The sequence below is a fragment of the Paenibacillus sp. B46(2026) genome, from assembly GCF_056786355.1.
The window spans coordinates 234212-254443 of sequence record NZ_CM165907.1 but is presented as its reverse complement, the minus strand read 5'-3'; the positions used below and the strand labels follow the sequence as shown (position 1 = coordinate 254443).

Here is a 20232-nt window from a genome sequence, read left to right as displayed (position 1 = left end):
TATACCCTTAGATATTCAGTAAATTATATCGGATGACGTGGGGTTGTCATAGGAGAAGACTGTCCCGGTCACGGGTGACAGGCGGGACAGCCTCTATATTGAATCCTTAACAATTATTGATTCTTCTCAATGGCACGCTGGTAGATCTCAAGGTAATTGCTCAGTCCAAGGCCATCAAAGCCTTTGACATACGAATCCCATTCCTTTTCAATGTTCTTGCTACCGATAATGAACTGTGCCATATTCGTCTGCACATAATCCTTGATGGCGGTAGTCAGTTGTGCAGCTGATTCCGTATCCTCCGGACGGATAAATACATTCGAAGGGTATACTTCTTTGGGTGCATAAGGTTCATACACATTGGTTGCTTGAGCCAGACGTGTACCATAACCCTCTGCTTCTAATGGATTCTGTCCTTCGGCGAACAGATTACGGAATGTGTTGGACAAGTCATGCGCTCCGATCTGTGACCAGCTCTCGTTCACCACCACATTTGGATCACGCTCAGGCAGGTTGTAGTAGCTGTATTTGGCAGGTTCACCATTGATGTTTTTCTCATCTGCATCTGCCTTCTTCCAGCCCTTGCCTTCGGTTGGACCATACTCCGCGTACAGCGCACCTTCCTCACTGAACATGTAGTCGACAATTTTGATGGCAGCAATCTGCTGTGCTTCTGTCGCTTTGTTCGTGATGGCAAATTCAAACTCACCTACGCTCTGTGTGGCGCCTGTCGTCTGCACTCCATCCGGTCCTTTCAATGGAGGAACAATCTCCCAGTGCTGGTGACGGGTGATGTCTTTGTCATAGGTATTCACAAGATAACTGACCAGCGCCGTCGTAATGGAGCCGACCACTTCATCACCTTCCTTGTTACCCAGTTGTCCGATTGCCTGATCGTTCTGTGTGAAGGAAGCCGGATCAATCAGGCCATCTGCATACAGCTTGTTCATGTACTCCAGCCCTTTCTTCCAACCTTCCTGATTGGCGGCAAAACTCACCTTGCCATCGTTCACGATCAGGTACTTGTCGTTGTCATTGTAGATAAAGCTATTCATCAGGTAGGCATCAATGTTGCCATTCCATACATACTTGTTCGGTGCGCCCGTGAGTGGAATCTCGTCCGCTTTCCCGTTGCCGTTCGGATCTTGTGTCTTAAACGCCTTCAGAACGGTATACAGTTCATCTGTTGTGGTTGGCATTTTCAGACCCAGATTATCGAGCCACTCCGTGTTGATCCAGTATTTTTGCGCATAGGTACAGTGGTAACATTCATTGAAGATCGGCAGCGCATAGATGTTGCCATCCGGTGCCGTGATGGCTTCTTTGAAGTATGGTTTCTCTTCCATAATCTTGGTCAGATTCGGACCATACTCCTGAATCAGATCTTGTAGTGGAAGGAATACGCCCTGTTTTCCATAGGTTTGAAGGTCTGAGGTCGTGAACTTGCCGTGAAGAAACACTTCGGGATAATCACCACTGGCTAGCAGCAATTGTCTACGATCCTGCAAGGCGTCCGTTGGGGCCAGATCCCATTTCAGGGTCACGTCGAACTTGTCTTCGATAAATTGGGTGAATTCATTCTCTTCCATGGACGCTTTACCTTGCGGAGCAAAGAAGGTCATGGTCACAGGACCGCCGCTCTCCCCGCTACTGTCGCTACTTCCACCCGATTCCTCGGATGAACTGCATGCGGACAACAAAGCCATCGAAGCAAAGACCAGAAACAACATCGAAATCCAAGATTTTCTCAATCTGACTCCTCCTTTTTGTTCATAACGGCAAATTATTAACTTGTAGTACACACGTATAAAATCGCTCCCGGAAGCCGGCGTGTTCCATCCACCTCCTTTCAAGAGGCAACCGGGCTTAACTCACAAGGATTAACCTTTGAGGGAACCCACCATGACCCCTTTGACAAAATGCTTCTGTACAAATGGATACATGATTAGAATGGGAATACTCGCAACAACGATCAGTGCATATTTCAACACCTGCTCAAACCCTTGATCCCGCATCTGTTGGCTGGTATTGGCAAGCATCGCCGGATCAGCCGCGTTCAGGATGAGCAGATTGCGAAGCACGTATTGCAGAGGGAACAATTTCTCCGAACGTAGGTAGATCAGTGCATCAAAGTACGCATTCCAGTGACCTACGGCATACATCAGTGTCATGACCGCCAGAATGGGCTTCGATAAGGGGAGAACCACGCTGATCAGATACCGGATATCCCGGCACCCATCCATTTCTGCGGCCTCTCCAAGCTCTTCCGGGATGGAAGATTGGAAGAAAGTCCTTGCCACGATGACCTGGAACACCGCGAGCGCCCCGGGCAGCCACATCGCCCAACGTGTATCCAGCAGGTGCAAATCCTTCATCAGCAGATATGTGGGAATCAGACCGCCATCAAAGAACATCGTGATCATCATGAAAATAATGATGGCCCCTCGTCCATAGAACGATTTTCGTGACAAGGGATACGCCAGCATGACGGTCAGCACCACGTTAATGAACGTGCCCACCACGGTATAGATGATCGTGTTATAGAAACCGAGCATAAGCTGTTGGCTTTTGAAAATGGAGATATAGGCCTTGATGTTAAAGTCTACCGGGAACAGCCACACCTGACCGGATGTCACGGCGCGTGAAGAGCTAAACGAAGAACTGATGATATACAAGAGCGGATAAAACACCGTTAGCAGTATGGCGAACAGAAAGATATAGTTGAATGTCATGAAAATGCGGTCACCGAGCGGGTCCTTGATCCGGTTACGATTAATCAGGTTGAACATGGATAAGCTCCTCCTTTACCACAAGCTGTTCTGGGATACTTTGCGGGATATGCCGTTGACGATAACCAGCAGGATCAGGTTGATAATGGAGTTGAAGAATCCTACTGCCGAGGAGAAGCTGAAATTCGCCCCGATCAGACCGACCTTGTACACATACGTGGAGATAACCTCCGAAGCGCTAGTGTTGAGCGGATTCTGCATCAGGTATATTTTCTCAAAGCCCACGCCCATAATGCTTCCCAGACTCAGAATCAGCATGATGACGGTGACTGGAACGAGTGTTGGAAGGTCGATGTGCCAGATTTTCCGAAGCCTTGATGCGCCGTCCATCTTTGCTGCTTCATAGAGAGATGGATCAACACCAGCAAGGGCTGCAATGTATATGATTGATGAATATCCCATGCCCTGCCAGACACCTGACCAGACATAGATCGATTTGAAGTATTCTGGAATGCCCATGAAGTTGGTCATCGGGAAGCCGAGCAGTGTAAATAGCTTGTCTACCACGCCCACATGCGGGGAAAGCATCAGAATGATAATGGATACCATGACAACAGTGGAGATAAAATGCGGAGCGTAGGTAACCATCTGTACGGTCTTCTTGAAGTAACCCGTTCGAATCTCATTCAGCGCCAGGGCCAGCAGGATCGGAATGGGGAAACCCGCAAGTAAGGAATAGAAGCTGATGCCTATCGTATTCTTGATCAGTAGCCAGAAGTTTGGAGATTGGAAGAAGGCTTCAAAGTGTTTGAATCCGACCCACGGGCTTCCCCAGATTCCTTTGACTACACTGAAGTCCTTGAAGGCGATCTGGACACCCACCATAGGAATGTACTTGAAGATCAACAGGTACAACACCGGGGGCAGCACGAGCAGGTATAGCTCCCAGTGCTTCTTGAGGCTTTTGATGAATGGATGCTGCCGCTTGGGCTCCACATGTTTCCTCTGCTGGAGTTCCATCTTGGCGGGTATGCTTTCCGTAGCTCGACTCATTTGCGTCACTCCTTCTACACCTCAAGTGTAATAATACATTACATTTACATCCCTTAAACATCCTTTTTTCTGTTCTTAGTTCCTTCTTCAACAAATATGATGTAAACATTCATATCAGGTAGCGCTTTCTTGATTTGATAGTACCTCGTACAGTAATCTTTTATCAATTTGCAATTTTCTCCGACTTCTCTTTATTCTAAAAACCCTTATGTAGCAAGCGATTGCGGGCCTTTTCTATTGGGAATTGTGTCCCTTATGTATGAATATAAAAATCCCGGAGGCTGCTATATCTCCCCCGGAATTAACATGGCATTCTATGCGTACCTGTTCAAAAAGTCAACGATTCAGCACCGAGAAGGTGAACGTAAGATTCGATGTCGAGTTCGCTTCATGGGCTACTTCGTGATCAATTGGGGACTTTTTGAACAACCTCTATGCGCTTCTTGTGACTAGCCTGAACGTATGTGTGATGGGTGCTGCACTGGTTGCAACGGATTGGGGCAGATCCACAAGAAGCCCATCTTCTGTCTGCTGATACGAAAGTACATCATCGCTACCGATGAGTTCGATCTGCTCTACCTTTTCAAGATAAGGAATGATTAACTGTGGTTGTACGGTCTCATTCTCGTTTCGGTATATACGGAAGGCATATACGGTGTTGATCTCTTCTTTCTGCGTGAAAGCCCAATCTTTCGTAAAATATGGCCCGCATATCCGGGTTCCATAGACGCCTTCTCCGTGAGTACCCAGCCATTCACCAAGGCCCTTAATACCTCGAATTGCCCCTTTTGGCAGACGTCCATCGGGTTGCGGTCCTACATTCAGTGCCAGGTTACCACCCTTGGACACGACTTCGAGTAGAATATGTGCCAGCTGTCTTCCCGTTTTATACTGATCATCGAATCCGAAGGCAAAGGAGTTCCCCACGGTAATACAGCTCTCCCATGGAATGTTCATCGGATGTTCCGGTATGGTCTGCTCGGGGGTAACGATATTCTCATACGGCCCACCCACGGTGCGATCTGCAGACAGGAGCCAAGGCTGTGTGGTCTGACGCGCCCGTTCCACGACTTCGCCGAGCCGTATATCCTGACCATGGCGACCTTCGCGCACCCATCCAGCATCCAGCCACAGACATTCGATCCGTCCGTAATTCGTCAGCAGCTCCATGATTTGTTCATGTGTGAACTCCACGAATTGCTCCCACAGCCACGGATACTTATGAGGGTCATACGAGGGCCCGCGCCACATATGACGTCCACGCTCCATGCCCGGTGCCCAGTAATACGGGGTATGCCAGTCCGCTTTGGAGAAATACGCTGAGATGCCCAGTCCTTTGGCCCGAAAAGCGTCAAACAGTGCTCGACAAATGTCCGCATACTTATGGGTATGAAAAGGCGTGTCCTTGCCCGTAATCCGGTAATCGGTCGTCTTGGTATCCCACATGCAGAAACCGTCATGGTGCTTGGTGGTGAACAGGAAGTATTTGAACCCGTTATCTGCCGCCATCTGTGCCCATTCTTCGGGTTGGAAACGAATCGGATTGAAGGTTTTGTTCAGATCGAAGTATTCCCGCTTGAAGTCTTCCATGTCATCCGTCCAGTCGATGTCATCGCGCGACCAATCGCCATCCTCGTCGCTCAGCGCCCAGGATTCGACGAGGCCAAGCTGGGAATACGGCCCCCAGTGCATCATCAGCCCCAGCTTCTGGTCCTTGAACCACTCCAACCGCTCATTCAGCAGTGGATCTTCCGGTTTGATCCACTCTTCCTCTTTGCTAAAATTGTGCACCCCGGCTTCGACAATCTGCTCTTCCTGCTCCAGTACGGTTTCTTTGGTTTCGCTCATCCTGTTTCATCTCCTTGGGATTAGATGTCATACGCTGAACACATAGCTTTACACTAGCCCACTGCGCGGTCAGAATAATCTTCTGATCGCTGTTATCCCCAGATTTTTATGATTATTTCCCTAAAGGGGAAATCCGGGGATAAAGGCGAGCGCTCCGCTTCTTCAGATTTTTTCTGCCCTCTCCGTTATCGTGTAAACGTTTAGTTCAACTAAGAAGGACATATCAAATCCTGTCACTTTTAGTGTAGTAGGATCTCCCGAAGCTTTAGCTTCGCTGCTTCGGATTGGTTCTCACTTTCCGTTTTGGCGTAAACGTTTAGTTTAAATATTTAGGGGTGTAGTCTGCACATCGTTGTGAGTGTCGTAGCATTTTCGTGTTGTTGTGTCCCTTTTATATCGTGATTTCGCGGCCTTGGCGTGCTGATTCGTAGATGGCGCAGAGCATTTTCATGACCTCGACGCCGTCCTCGACGGGGCTAAGGGTTTCTTTGCGGCCCTGCGTGCTATCGATAAAATGGTTGATTTCATTGCGGAACGAGCCCATAAAGTCGAAAGATTTGAAATCCACCTGTGGGGTCATATTCAAAATGGTATTGAATTTCTCGCCAATAATCGAAATTTCCGGCTCCAGCTCGGCACCGCCTTTGTCTCCATATAGTTTGACCGAGGTCTCATCCGCTTTGGCATGAAGTGTGAAGCTGACGTCCACGAGCAGGCTCGCACCGTTCTCGAAACGAATCAGAGCGTTCGCCATGTCCTCAACGGTGTTCTGCTTCGCATCATAGTCCGCTGCTTTGTAGAACGACAGATTGTTAATGTTCGAGCGGTTCCCCAATCGGTTGGACACGTTAGCAGAGACGGACTTTACCTTTGGTCTGCCCATCAGATACCAGCAGATATCGATCACATGTACCCCGATATCGATCAGTGGACCGCCGCCGGAGCGGTTGATATCCGAGAACCAGCCACCCGGATTGCCCAGACGACGCAGACTGGAGGCTTTGGCATAATAGATCTCGCCCAGTTCACCCTCGTCGATAAACTTCTTCAGAATCTGTGTATTGTCGCTATAGCGGCGAACAAAACCAACTTGCAGCAGCTTTCCACTGCGATGAACGGCCTTCTCTACCTCGAGGGCATCCTCCACCGTTTGGCAGAGTGGTTTCTCACATAACACGTTTTTGCCCGCGTCCAGGGCAGCAATACTGATCTCCGCGTGGGAGTCGTTCCATGTACAGATGCTGACGGAATGAATCTCGGGCATTGCGAGCAGTTCCTTGTAATCGGTAAACACGTGAGGTGCGTCATATTGCTTCGCGACTTCTGCAGCACGTTCTGCATTCAGGTCGCAGATGGCGTATATTTCAACGTCAGGGTTACTGGCATAGGCTTGCAAATGGCAATCGGATATGGATCCGGCACCGATGACGGCGACTTTCAATTTGGACATAGTGCTGATTCCTCCATCGTTTTCATATGAATTAACTCAAGAAATTATAATATTCGGCTTAACGTAACGACGGTGAATGCTTGGACTTTCGGCCGCTGTTGTCTGCAAATTTCTTTTATTGACCGCTCTAGCGGTTGAAATCCGCAGACAAAGGCGGTCGCTAACGCTCCTACAGTTCCAAGCTTCCCCTCTGTTACTCACGCCTTCTTTAAAATTTGATTCAATTTTATTCATTTAAAACAAGTACTCAGCCCTATGCCTCTTCCCATAGGCGGCGGACGTTATCCATGGCAATGCGTGAGGCCGTTTTGCAATCCTCCATGCCTTCAAATTCAATCGAGATATATCCATCATACCCGGATTGTTTCAACACACGGAATACCTCTGGCATGTCGATATCGCCATGGCCCACAATGGCACCGCGCAGGTAATTGCCATGCGAGGTTTGGAACCAACCTTCACCGGGATTCCGGTAGGAAGGTCTCCAGTAGAAGTCTTTGGCGTGCACGATCGACGCGTACCGAATGTTATTTTTCACCGCACTCACCGGATCTTCATCCACACAGAGGAAATTGCCGACATCCAGCGTGGTCTTGAAGTTGCTCCGCGCTGTTTCGTGTAGCAAACGCTGAATTCGCTCACTCGACTGCACATAGTACCCATGGTTCTCCACGCTTGTTGTAATTCCAAAACCCGCTGCATAATCGGCTATCCGCTGACAGGCCTTCACCAGTAATGGTAGGTCAACCTCGAACTGGGCTACGGTTCCCTCTGGTGCAGGGCGGAAAGCCACGTCATGACGCATCAGTCTCACTCCCAACGCAGCGGCCACATCTACATGTCGCATCACATTCTGGATCTCTTGCTCTAACGCTTCGGCGTCCTCCTGCACAGCAAAGTTAGCGCCGATGGCATAATTGGAAATGTCGATCCCGACCTCGTTTGCCACAGCTTTAATCTCATCAATCAACTCCGGATGTTCGATCAGACTGAATCCCATCGGAACAATCTCCACATGCTCCCCGCCCTGATCGGCAATCCAGCGAATGGCATCCGGCACGGTTAATTCTTTGCGATCCAGTGCTTGTTGTAGACTGTAGGTGCTGAGTCCAACTTTCATTTTCCCTCATCCTCTCCTGTAGGACGTGTCTCAAAACTCACTGAAGTGCATCTTTTACCGCCTTTTCGCCCCCTGCTGCGTCACTTTCCCTTGACGTGCCCCGGCACGCCTGCGGAAAATCTCCTTGCTTGGAACGAAAATTCGGCAAAATCTGCGTCCTTCGGAGTTTTCAGACACGCCCTAGTCGATGTCCATACCCAACGTATACCTTTTTCTGGCGGACACGACAATTCTCAATAATCGTTTGGCTCTACTATTTTCCTTTTCCTAGCCCAAATCTGGTGTATCCACAAACGTTACGGCCAGTTCAGACGTCTGATGAAGCTCGAATACCATGATTTCATTTTCACCTTCACGAAGAAGCGGGGCAGGTACATACAACGTTTTTTGCGGCCCTCTATTCCAGTAGCGCCCCAGATTGAATCCGTTTACAAATACAACCCCTTTGGTCCAGCTATCCAGACGCAGAAAAGTATCTCTTACATCCGTGATATTAAACTCTCCTCGATAAAAAGTCGGTTCCTGTGCTTCGTTAATTGCTTCGCTAATCACATCACTGAATTGTAAACCCCACAGATCAGTTAATGGCAGACAATGAATCGTCCAATCATATAAAAATTGAAAGCCATGTCGCACACCCTCGGTGATGCCCTTCGGATCTCTCAGGTACGGACCATAGTTGATTCGCCCCATATTTTCAACAAGGATCAATAGTTCTGCTCCCTCTGGCGGTACTTCAAAAGAAATCGATACTGCTATATTCCCCCGTTCCAACACGCCCTGAAATTGCCCATCAACAAACACAAGCGCACGGTCACGCACCTCCTGAACCACCAGTTCCTGTTGCTCCCTAGGCCCGGAAATTCGGGTTTGATAACAAATAAAGCCATAATCCTGACCCAGCTTCTCCATCGGTTCCGGATTCGTACGCTGCACGGGGACGGATATCCGGTCCAATTGTGTAAGTAATGACGCCTGCTGATTCAACTCCACTCGCCCATAAGCGATGGTCCCCGTCGATTCTGGCAACACAAGCTCAACCAGATCTTCATCGCTATACCGAGCAATAAGATCACGTACGGCATGGAATTTCGCTGTCGGCTCCCCGGATTCACTAAGCAGTGAATCGTAGTCGTAACTTGTAATTGTGGGTTCGTATTGATCCTTCTGCTGACAGTTCGCCCCGTTGTAAAATCCAAAGTTCGTTCCGCCGTGGAACATATAAAAGTTAACCGAAGCTCCTGCTCGAAGCATCTCCTCAAACACACCAGCCACATCTGCGGCTTCTCGGGTATGATGTGACTCTCCCCAGTGGTCGAACCAGCCGTTCCAGTACTCCATGCACATCAAAGGTTCATACGCCTGATATTCACGCAGCTTGTTGAACGCTCCCTGCGTCCCTGATCCAAAATTGACCGTAGCCAAATGCCCCGGTACCGATCCCGCTTGCAGCATGTGGTCTGTCGGTCCGTCCGAGGTAAATAACAACACATCCATACCGCGCTCTACCATGCCATCACGTAAATATTGCAGGTAACTCGCGTCATTCCCGAAGCTGCCGTACTCATTTTCAATTTGCATTGCGATGATCGGCCCGCCATGGGTGCTAAGAAGAGGTTTCAATTTGGGCAAAAGCACATCATAATACCGATCCACATTCGCCAGAAATTTTGCATCATTACACCGCAGACGGATATCATCATCAGCGAGCAACCAGGAAGGTAATCCGCCAAACTCCCACTCCGCACATATATAAGGACTTGGACGAACAATCACATGTAGACCCACATCTCCCGCAATACGAATAAATCGTTCCAGATCAGCCATGCCTTCAAAAGAATACTGCGCCGGCTGCGGCTCATGAATATTCCACGGCACATACGTTTCCACTGTATTGAAACCGCAGGCTTTCAACTTGAGTAACCGATCCTCCCAATATTCGGGGACCACTCTGAAATAATGGATAGCACCCGACAAAATCCGAATGGGCTCGCCATAATACATGAAATGTGAACCTTTATACGTTAGCAACGCCATTTGACAACCCTCCCCGCTCGCTCAGATATATGCCTAACCCGGACAACGCAGGATACCATCTGGATTCATGAATGGTTAATCGCACCCTTCTCGATGTGACCTTTGGGAAACAGCAAATTCGCTTGTAGCCCACCACCGTCCCCGTATAGAACTCTACCCAACCACCATCTGCCCTCTGTGACTCCAGTGTAAAACGCTCAATCCGTTGGCCTGTCTGGATATGTTCCATCAGCACCACCCGGTCAAATGATCGTTCCTCCTGCAAATCCAGCTCGATCCAAGCCTGCTCCGTTCCTTCATGAGGACACCAGTACCTATCCCGTCGTTCCGTCAGCACCTCCGATACGGTATGCTGTTCATCCATCGTCTCAGATGTTTTTACCAGCGCCTGCAAGGCCAAATTTTCCTGAAAAATGGTACGCAGTGAATCTCCCAATTCTTGTAGTCGCTCCACATCCCGTTCGTGAATGAGACCACGCGTATCCGGTGGCAGATTGAGCAAAAAGGTGGCGTTGCCCCCCACTGCGCCATAATAGACGGCGAGCAGTTCTTCCAATGTTTTGACCTGATCATCCTCACTGGCATGATAGAACCATCCTGGGCGAATCGAAGTATTCACCTCGGCAGGGTACCAGATCAGTTGGTCACCTTGGGAACGAATGACCTTCCGGCTTCCCAAGTCACTGTCCTGCGTATTGATCCTTGTGGCAAACTCACCATCATCCACCTGCTGCGATTGCTCCTGAATCTTCTCATTATCCTGCATATGCGCTGGCACAACGCTCCATTCCGATTCCCGTGTGTGTCCCGCTTCATTGCCACACCAGCGAACATCCGGACCACATACTGAGATGACAGCCTCGGGCTGAAGTTCACGAATAAGCGCATAATAGGCGTCCCAGCCATAGACCTGCCTTTTGCCATTCGGACCCTCACCACATGCACCATCGAACCATACACAGAAGATGTCGCCATAATCCGTGAGCAGCTCGCGCAACTGATGGAGGAAAAACTCGTTATACCTCTCGGAATCCCCATAAGTGGCCTCATGCCGATCCCAAGGAGACAGGTACACGCCAAACTTCAATCCGCCCTCACGGCAGGCATCGGCGACTTCCCGAACCAAATCCCCCGTACCGTTCCTCCACGGACTAGCCGCGACCGTATGCGCTGTAAACTGACTTGGCCACAAACAAAATCCATCATGATGCTTACACGTCAAGATCAGCCCCTTCATCCCCGCAGCCTTGCACGCCTGCACCCATTGCGTTGCGCTCAGTTCAGAAGGATTGAAAATCGCCGGGTCTTCCTCCCCAGTGCCCCATTCCTGATCCGTAAATGTATTTACCGTAAAATGAATAAATGCGTAGAACTCCATCTCCTGCCATCTCAGCTGGCGTTCGGATGGGCTGACCTGTGCTGCGGACTTAATCCATTCGGCTGGTTGCAGTTCATAATTCATGGCGTATCACTCCTTTTATTTAGCCCATCCCTATATCATTGGACCACCCTTGCTTGGACCGCTACTCAGTGCACTACTGTCCATGAATGGCTGTGATGCAAGCAATAACTGCTGCTTGGCTTCTTCAACCAAATGTCGATCAATGGGATAATTAAAGCTGCCTTCGTACCTCACGCCTGATCCCATATGGATTTCCGTGATACCCGTCTGACTCACTAGTGTTTGAATTCCCTCTATGGTGACCCCCGACCCTGCCATGACAGCGATGTTCAGTGCTTGCCCCAGTTCCTGAAGCTGTTTCAGTTCCAGTATGGCTTCAGGCGCTGTCCGTTTCCCTCCCGATGTAAGCACACGCTCCACGTTGACCAATGTGTTAATGGCCTTGAGCGCCTCAGTGAGACTTGCGCTCACATCAATTGCACGATGAAACGTAACGCCCAAACCCTGAGCTTCGGCCATACATGATTGCATGGATAAAAGGTCCACTTCACCAGCTCCGGTGAGGGCGCCGATCACGATGCCAGCGGCTCCAAGTTCCCTTGCCACACGTACATCCCGGGTCATGGCGTGGATGTCATCTGCGCTATAGCGGAACGAGCGGCTATGCGGACGGATCATGACATACACTGGGATGGAGATTTGGGACAGCACTTGCTCCATGACGCCATAACTGGGGGTAAGCCCTCCTTCGGACATCGCAGACACCAGCTCAATCCGATCGGCCCCTCCCTCCTCAGCTGCCTTGGCATCTTCCACATCCACAGCAATGACTTCCAATACCGGCTGTCTCTTCATAAGGATCGCTCCCTTCACTTCATCGTAGATTATTCCAGAACCGTTAACCCGTATCGATAGACATCTCTCGAACTGCACACAGCCTGCTCCATGACATAAAGGACCGACTGAACGCTTCATCAGCGCTCCTGCGGTCCTTCTTCATCATTATTTGACGATAGTCAGCTTCGCAATCTGTAAAGGCTGACCTTCCTGAACGATATATGGTTTGTCGGCAATGATCTTCATGATTGGATTCTCCTTTGGGGACCGGAATGGGCTAGCAAATAGAGAGCGCAACGGATTTCATCACTTTATCTAATGAGTTTTGTTATTTTTGTTATTTATAATGTTATTATTTATTAGCAATAGTCTAAAACGTTAGGATCAGAACGTCAATACAAAAAAAGACACCTGGAGGGTGTCTTCATGTCTACGATAACCTTCTGGTTATCCGAGCTTTTTCTATTTTTTACGCCTAGCCTTCGTCATTCGATTAAACATGATCAGTGCAGCAATGATCATGGCAATCATGGCAATATTACTCGCTACTTCTTGTGATAAGCCGAAAAGAACTCCCAGGTTAGTCACCAGGCCTCTTACAATCAGCGCCACCACAACCAGCAGGATTGGACTCAAAAAATTATAATTTCTCATTCTTCGCAACACCCCTGACCCCATTGTTCAGAACTACGAATCTCATAACACTATCATAACAGTAGCTATTCTGTGTTACAACAAAGGACACCCGCGTACAGTGTCCTTTGTCATATACCAACGTATTCTGCTTTGGATGACAGAACAACCTTTCGATTGCTGTTATCACCTGATATTTCGATTCTCTTCTACACCTGCTTGAATTCGATCCAATCAATCTGGAGGCCAGGTTTCGTGAAGTCCAGTTTCAATTCATACAGTCCTGCTTCAAGGTCTACTTTGACAAGCTTCTGTCTGATCCATTTGCCTTCCGTACCATTCGTTTGGATGGTGGTTACCAACTGGTCATTCAGGAGCAGGTTACATGCACTTTGAGCCAATTCCGGCTCAGGAGACATGATCTGTACGATAATCCGATAATGGCCTGCCTCGTCCACTTTCATGTAGACGGGTTCAGCTACCGCAGGTTTTACCTGTGCGTTTTCAACCAGCGCCTGAGCTTGTGCAGCAGATAGGGATGCATTCGCTTGGAACGAAGCGACGTTCTCCACGATCTCGTGTTTTCTGCCGAACACTGGTGCATTCATGATGAACTTGCAGATGTTGATCGCCGAGCGTTGCAGCTCTCCGCGAGTCAATGTTCCATTTTCCAAGGATTCAATCGTATTGTCGTCCCAGCCGTTGATCTCTGCGCCGTAGTTCGGTACAACCATGTAGAGATCATTCTGCGCACGGATCATCCAGTTGGTGTATTTGCGATCAGCCTCTCCACCTTCGGTCACATCATTCATAATCGCCCACCAGTCCGTCATTACGATACCTTCGAAATTCCATTCACCGCGCAAAATTGTGGTGTTCAGGTCGTAGTTGGATGCCGCCCAGTGTCCGTTAACCGGATTGTAGGAGGTCATGATGGAGTTGGCTCCGCCCTCTTTTACTGCAATTTCGAACCCTTTCAGGTAAATTTCACGCAGTGCACGTTCGGAGACAACGGCATCTACTTTGCTGCGGTGTTTCTCCTGGTTATTGCAGGCAAAGTGTTTCAGTGTGGCATTGGAACCACCCTTCATAATACCTTTCGTACATGCTGCCGCAAATACACCCGAGATCAGTGGATCTTCGGAGAAGTACTCAAAGTTCCGGCCATTGAGCGGGCTCCGGCGGATATTGAGTCCAGGTCCGAGCAGGGTATCCACCTGATTTCTCAGCAGTTCCTGTCCTTCCATCACATACAACTCTTCAACGAGATCTTTATTCCATGTCGCTGCAAGCAACGTACCAATGGATACCTGTGTTGCCTTCTCGCCACTATCCATACGAATACCGGACGGGCCATCTGCCGTACATGCTACCGGAATACCGTAGTTAAACAGGCTGTCGCTGACACCCCCAAATGCGGATGCCGTTCCCGAAGTAACGAGCGGGCTGCTCATGCCTTCGCCACGGACAATCGCCGCCAGATCCTGATCACTTAGTTGGGCGATAAAGGCTTCCAGACTCACTTTGCCAGCCTTAACGTCACTCAGCTTGTAGCCCTGATTACCCGTCTGCTCCAGCGTTTGCGGAAGATTCTGCTCAATCCAGTTCGCCATGGATACCTTACGCTTCGGCACTTCGGCATAAGTCAGTTCATATGATCCATCTTCCTTGCGCGGACCTGGCTTCATCCGTGTAAAATCTTCGGTTGGTGCCATCGCTTCTTGCAGTTGCTCCACCAATTGAAGGGATTCAATTATATATCCATCCTGACCATCGATGCGGATGTGCTGCACTTGTTTCACGCTGGTTCCTACATGCAGTCGGTATGTGCCTTCTTCCAATACGTATGCGGAAGCATGGCCTGTAACACCCGCATCATCGTAAGATGCCATGTCATAGACCGGGTAAGAGATTACCAGTAGTTCCGACTCGCCTGGCTGCAACAATCTTGTTTTGCCGAAAGCTACCAAAGCTTTTACCGGTTGTCCCAGTTTGCCTTGTGGTGCTTCATAATAGACCTGCACAACCTCTTTGCCCGCATATGTTGTACCTGAGTTGGTCACATTCACACGAACTTCAATGTAGGTTTCGCCGTCTTTGGACACGGATTTCGCTTCTTCATGCTGGGTCAAAAACGTCGTATAAGACAGGCCGTAACCGAATTCATACTGTACTCGCTCAGGTCGAAACGTTTCGAAATAACGATAACCTACATAGATATCTTCCTGATACAGGTTCTTGAACTCATTGCCGTAGTTGCTGGTCGAAGGGTAATCTTCGATGGAATATGCAATCGTATCTGTCAGTTTACCACTCGGTGTAACGTCGCCCGCCAGTACATCGGCAATTGCGTTTCCACCCTCCATACCGCCATGCCAGGAGTAAATTACGCCTTGGATCGGATGTAGATACGTTTCGTTTAACCAGCTCATGTCGATGATATTCGAGACATTCAACACAACGATCGTGTGTTCAAATTGTGAAGTAACTTGCTTCAACATCGCTTTCTCATCTTCTGTCAGTTGGTAACTTCCTGGCGCATCCGCGTTATCCTGGTCTTCTCCTGCTGTACGCCCAATCACGATAATGGCTTTGCTGGATTTGCTTCTAGCCTGTGCAACCAGTTCATCGGTCAAAGGCATTTCTTTCTGATTCCATGGCTCGGCCGCCCATACTTTTCCGCCGTCATCAAATGGATTTTCCTCAATCCACTTCTCATAGACAGCTGCAAGCTCTTCATTGACCGTTATATTCTTTTTGCTGCGAAGACCATCTAGTAGATTCGTTGTATAAGCCACATGAACACTACCGCCTGAACCTGTACCGCTGCGATAATAATTGACTTGAATTCGACCAAAAACTGAAACGTTTTCGTTTTCGCGAAGTGGAAACACTTGGCCTTCATTTCTGAGTAAAACGGCTCCTTCTGCGGCAACCGTACGACTAAACTCTGCAAACCCTTCCAATGGAACTCCGATTTGATGTGTGCTCAATGATTTCCCTCCTGATTGTCATCCCCATATCTACGAATCGCTATATATAAAATGAACTAACAAAACGTACGCTCATTTTATAAAAAAGATATTCTATGATCTGGTAGATTCACTTGTACATAGTCTCATATTAACAGATTCTATAGAAGAAATTAAATTAGATTTGCGCTTAATTTATATTATGAAGGCTTGTCCACGATTAATGGCATAACAAAAAGCCACGGACGCCTGTCGTCCGTGACTTTTCTCCATTTTAGATCACTATATCAAGTTGTAAGTTTCGCATATACCAGGAAGAATAACATCTCTTCGCCCATGATGACATAACCCGGAACCCGATAGATCAGATCAACAAGGACAAATGCCACCAGCAGCCCTACCATGACCGCCAGATGACGTGGGCCGAGTCGTAGATGTGCATGTCTGTAACGATGGAACACAAGTGATGTCGAGAGAAAGTACAGTAGCGCCGATCCAAACACAAACCCCAGCATGAACACATAGTTTAACTGATTCTGATACAACAGCTGAATTGAAGCAGCGATCATACTCATGGAGATGTAGATGAACAGATGGCCGTATATGATCGCTTGCCCGGCAGTCTGAATCTCTTTGCTGACCTTTTTCTCCACGTTGTCGAAGTATTGCCACCATATCGCAATGACAAATATGGACGTAAAGGCAGCAAACAAGATGGATTTCATATCCCAATGATCAGCTTGCAGCACTGCGATAATACTAACTACCGATTCACCCAGCAGGATGAGTGTAAAGAGCGCAAAACGTTCCAACAAGTGATGGGTCTGAACCGGTACTTTTACCAGATTTTTGCGTCCGATCAGCGGAAGTACAATATCCACGGCAATCCCCGCATACAAAATCACGTAGCGTAACCAGGAATCGAAGAATAATGAACCCGATGAGATCAATATACCAATGAGGAAACAGGTGCCCAAGTAACGAGCAGCTTGCTGTTGATGCTCGCTTTTCGACTTGTGAACCGTCAGATACTGAATGGCCGTAAAAGCCCGTGAACCGATATACCCTATGAAGAAGGACAGGTAGTATTGGTCAAAATGGGTAGAGAGGCTCGCTGTCATAACCATAACGGACAGGAGCTGAAGGATGAGAAATATTCTATGGATCAGGATGTCTTGCCCATAACGGTTAATAAACAAGGTCTGACCGACCCATGCCCACCAAACAGGGATAAAAATAAGCACAAACTTCATTAGATATTCAAACGTAATTACTCCGTGTTCAGCATGCAACAAGACATGACCCGCTTTGGCGACCGCTGCTACGAAGAGCAGATCGTAAAACAGCTCCAGCCAGGTAACCTTTTTCTCCATCATCCTTCATGCTCCTTTGGTTTTTCTCATAATCCGACGCCTGTTGCTCACTCAGTTACCTACCCGCTGACTTGGTGACGCGCCCAGAGGAAAAGCTCTGAGCGCCATCTACCTTACTTCATTGTACTGTAGCAGGTACGAGCGTTCTTACTTCAATTGGTTGCAGATTGCCTTCAATTTGAGGGCGGTATTTCTCAAACCACTCAGGCAGCATCAATTTTTGTCCAAGCGAATCAGCAGGTTCATCTTTGGCAAAGCCCGGAGGATCTGTAGCAATTTCAAACAGAATGCCGCCAGCTTCTCTGAAGTAAATTGCATTAAAGTACTGACGATCCCGAACTGGAGTCGGTTGGTACCCGTAATCACGTACAGCTTCACTCCACTGTGCATGCTCCTCATCATCTTTGGCGCGCCATGCAATATGGTGCACGGTTCCTGCGCCGCCCATACCCAGAGCCATACGGGTCACTGGAACATCTACGACATTACCGATATCCCCGCTGGACCGGAAACGAGCATACTCTTCATTTTCACTCACTCTGACAAATCCCATGATTTTCTCAAGAGCATCCATCGTTCTTTGCGGGTTAACACTGAACAGGACAGCACCACCGAAGCCTTTGATTGCTTTATCTGTTGGAATGCCTTCGTGCGCCCAAGTGCTGGTTGCTCCCTCTTCCCGTTCAACAAGCTCAAGCCGCAGGCCTTCGCCATCTTCGAATTGAAGCAGGTCTTCATTGAAGCGACTTGTTTTGGTTACCTCAATGTTATACTGTTCCAGCCGATTCTGCCAGAAGCCAATCGACCCAGGAGGAATGACATAGGAAGTGATGCCGACCTGCCCTCCGCCAATTTTACCTCGTGGTGATCCAGCGGATGGGAAGAAGGTGATAATGGTACCCGGGCTTCCGTGTTCATCGCCAAAGTACAGATGATACACATCAGGTGCATCGAAGTTGATTGTTTTTTTCACGAGACGAAGTCCCAGAACTCCGGCATAAAAATCAACGTTGGCCTGTGGATCTCCTGCGAAAGCTGTAATATGGTGAATACCTGCTGTTTGAATAGTCATGATTAATTCCTCCTTGGTTTGGTAAGCATGTTTTGAATTGAGTAGGTGTTAGAGTATTTGAGTTAGTTAATTGATTTATAGTAAGTTTGTATTATCTTTAAATTAAGATATATGATCTAGCGAATTATATGCTAGTTTTTATTTTGATTGGCCTGTTCTTGTTTCAATTTATCAGGAGTCACGTCATCGCCGTTTGGATCATAGATGGTTGCATTCAGCAGAATGTCGTTGACCGAACCGCGAAAAGTTTGCAGATATTCCTGGCGAAGACGAACCTGTTCCTCTTTCTCCATCTCCGTCAATCCGCCCTCTTTGGCTTTTCTTGAAAGTTCATTTATTCTGGTCAATGTTGGGATTATCATCTTGATCTCTCCTCATGTAATGGATTAAAGATATTTGTTTTGGGTTGATATTTATATTTAAATTAAATATCTTAAATTAAAGATAAATGATTTGTGATCGGTTGTCAACTCTTTTATCAAAATAAAATAAATGAACCTGCTTTCCGCTCTGCGCCATGTTGCTTTAACTATGAATCGAAACAAGAAAAAGGGCTAGCTCCGCAATATCTCAATCACTGCTGGACTAGCCCTACATGTATTTATTTGATTAGCCTAGCTTTTGACCACAGTTCGGACAGAAGTTGGCTCCTTCATTTTTGGCTCCACAGTTCGGGCAGAAGTTTGGCTTCTTGTTGCCTTCTGTTGATGAAGAGGTATTCGAATCACCGTTGCTATTGCCCTCTGGCTTCTGGTCGGCATTCTGATTCTGAGACGAACCCGCATTGTTGTTCTGGTTCTGATTCTGGCCTTGGTTCTGGTTCATGTTTTTCATCATTTCATTGGCCATGTTCATACCCATCATCATGCCCGCCATATCCGAAGCTGCGCCGCCGCCCTGTACTTTACCGGATGAGATACCGTCTGTCATACTGACCTGCTGATACTTTTGCAGATTACCAATCATCTCATGCGAAGCGGTCTTTGTAATCATATCCTGAATCTCTTTTGGATAATTGAAGCTCATCACTTGGAAACCGGTAATCCCAATGCCTATGTCCATCATCTGCATATCCAGATCTTCCTGAATACCTTTGGCAATATCCGATGCATTCGCCTGCAGGTTGAACATATCCTTCCCTTCACGGCTAATCCACTTCATTAGAAGCTGATCCAGCACGGAAGTGATTCGAATTTTGACATCCTCGACCAGATAGCTCTGCTTGATGCCTGCAATCTTATCAATCAGGGTCACATAGTCACTTACTTTAAAATTAAATGTGCCGTTGGCCCGAATCGGCATCCCGCCCGGGAGTTGTGGTGTTGGAATCAACACCGGACTTTGTGTGCCCCAGCGCACGGTGAACTCTTTTGTATTTACAAACAATACTTCGACCCGCATGCCGCTGTTGAATCCGAATTTAAATCCTTTTAATGTAGAAAGAAACGGAATGATCTCGGAATCGATATTAAACGATCCTTCGTCCTCGAAAATCCCCTCCACTTTACCGTTATTCAGGAAAATGGCATCCTGACCGGAACGGATAATGAGTTTACTCCCCTTCTTGATCTCCCGGTTGCTCCACTTCCAAAATATCATGTCATCTCTGAACTCTTCCCATTCCACCACATTCGAAAATTGATTTCTGAAAAATCCCATATTCGTTTCCATCCCTTCTATTTAGTAAGCATTGTGTGCCATCATGC

The 20232-nt window shown here is 48.0% G+C and carries 15 protein-coding genes; all 15 read right to left on the bottom strand.

What is annotated here, in order from left to right; genetic code table 11:
- Positions 1-113: 113 nt before the first annotated feature.
- On the bottom strand, positions 114-1751 hold the full coding sequence (locus tag AC1S8V_RS01185) for a type 2 periplasmic-binding domain-containing protein (protein ID WP_482072110.1): 1638 nt from the start codon (positions 1749-1751) through the stop codon (positions 114-116).
- Positions 1752-1880: 129 nt separating this feature from the next.
- Positions 1881-2789: a carbohydrate ABC transporter permease gene (locus tag AC1S8V_RS01180; RefSeq protein WP_017691189.1), complete on the bottom strand. Its 909-nt coding sequence runs from the start codon at positions 2787-2789 to the stop codon at positions 1881-1883.
- Between the two features lie 15 nt (positions 2790-2804).
- A complete protein-coding gene (locus AC1S8V_RS01175) occupies positions 2805-3782 on the bottom strand; it encodes an ABC transporter permease (RefSeq protein ID WP_482072109.1) in 978 nt (325 codons plus the stop codon).
- A 432-nt stretch (positions 3783-4214) separates the two neighbouring features.
- Positions 4215-5630 carry an alpha-L-fucosidase gene (locus AC1S8V_RS01170; RefSeq protein ID WP_482072108.1) on the bottom strand — a complete coding sequence of 472 codons (1416 nt, stop codon included), beginning with the start codon at positions 5628-5630 and terminating at the stop codon, positions 4215-4217.
- 391 nt (positions 5631-6021) lie between these two features.
- Positions 6022-7080 (bottom strand): Gfo/Idh/MocA family protein, encoded by a 1059-nt coding sequence (locus AC1S8V_RS01165; RefSeq protein WP_482072107.1) that lies wholly within the window; start codon positions 7078-7080, stop codon positions 6022-6024.
- A gap of 253 nt (positions 7081-7333) precedes the next feature.
- Positions 7334-8200 (bottom strand): sugar phosphate isomerase/epimerase family protein, encoded by an 867-nt coding sequence (locus AC1S8V_RS01160; RefSeq protein WP_482072106.1) that lies wholly within the window; start codon positions 8198-8200, stop codon positions 7334-7336.
- Between the two features lie 267 nt (positions 8201-8467).
- Entirely contained in the window at positions 8468-10237 is a 1770-nt protein-coding gene (locus AC1S8V_RS01155) for a beta-galactosidase (protein ID WP_482072105.1), read from the bottom strand.
- Entirely contained in the window at positions 10218-11699 is a 1482-nt protein-coding gene (locus AC1S8V_RS01150; protein ID WP_482072104.1) for an alpha-L-fucosidase, read from the bottom strand. Before AC1S8V_RS01150 ends, AC1S8V_RS01155 begins: the two co-directional genes overlap by 20 nt.
- Before the next feature lie 30 nt (positions 11700-11729).
- Complete coding sequence (locus AC1S8V_RS01145) at positions 11730-12494, bottom strand: copper homeostasis protein CutC (RefSeq protein WP_482072103.1); 765 nt, start codon at positions 12492-12494, stop codon at positions 11730-11732.
- Positions 12495-12938: 444 nt separating this feature from the next.
- Entirely contained in the window at positions 12939-13130 is a 192-nt protein-coding gene (locus tag AC1S8V_RS01140; RefSeq protein ID WP_062837718.1) for a hypothetical protein, read from the bottom strand.
- Between the two features lie 188 nt (positions 13131-13318).
- Positions 13319-16102: a glycoside hydrolase family 3 C-terminal domain-containing protein gene (locus AC1S8V_RS01135; RefSeq protein WP_482072102.1), complete on the bottom strand. Its 2784-nt coding sequence runs from the start codon at positions 16100-16102 to the stop codon at positions 13319-13321.
- 266 nt (positions 16103-16368) lie between these two features.
- A complete protein-coding gene (locus AC1S8V_RS01130) occupies positions 16369-17457 on the bottom strand; it encodes a low temperature requirement protein A (protein ID WP_482072101.1) in 1089 nt (362 codons plus the stop codon).
- 115 nt (positions 17458-17572) lie between these two features.
- Entirely contained in the window at positions 17573-18526 is a 954-nt protein-coding gene (locus AC1S8V_RS01125; protein WP_482072100.1) for a ring-cleaving dioxygenase, read from the bottom strand.
- A gap of 131 nt (positions 18527-18657) precedes the next feature.
- Entirely contained in the window at positions 18658-18888 is a 231-nt protein-coding gene (locus tag AC1S8V_RS01120; RefSeq protein WP_341131828.1) for a DUF896 domain-containing protein, read from the bottom strand.
- A gap of 247 nt (positions 18889-19135) precedes the next feature.
- A complete protein-coding gene (locus tag AC1S8V_RS01115; protein WP_482074357.1) occupies positions 19136-20185 on the bottom strand; it encodes an SPFH domain-containing protein in 1050 nt (349 codons plus the stop codon).
- Positions 20186-20232 lie beyond the last annotated feature (47 nt).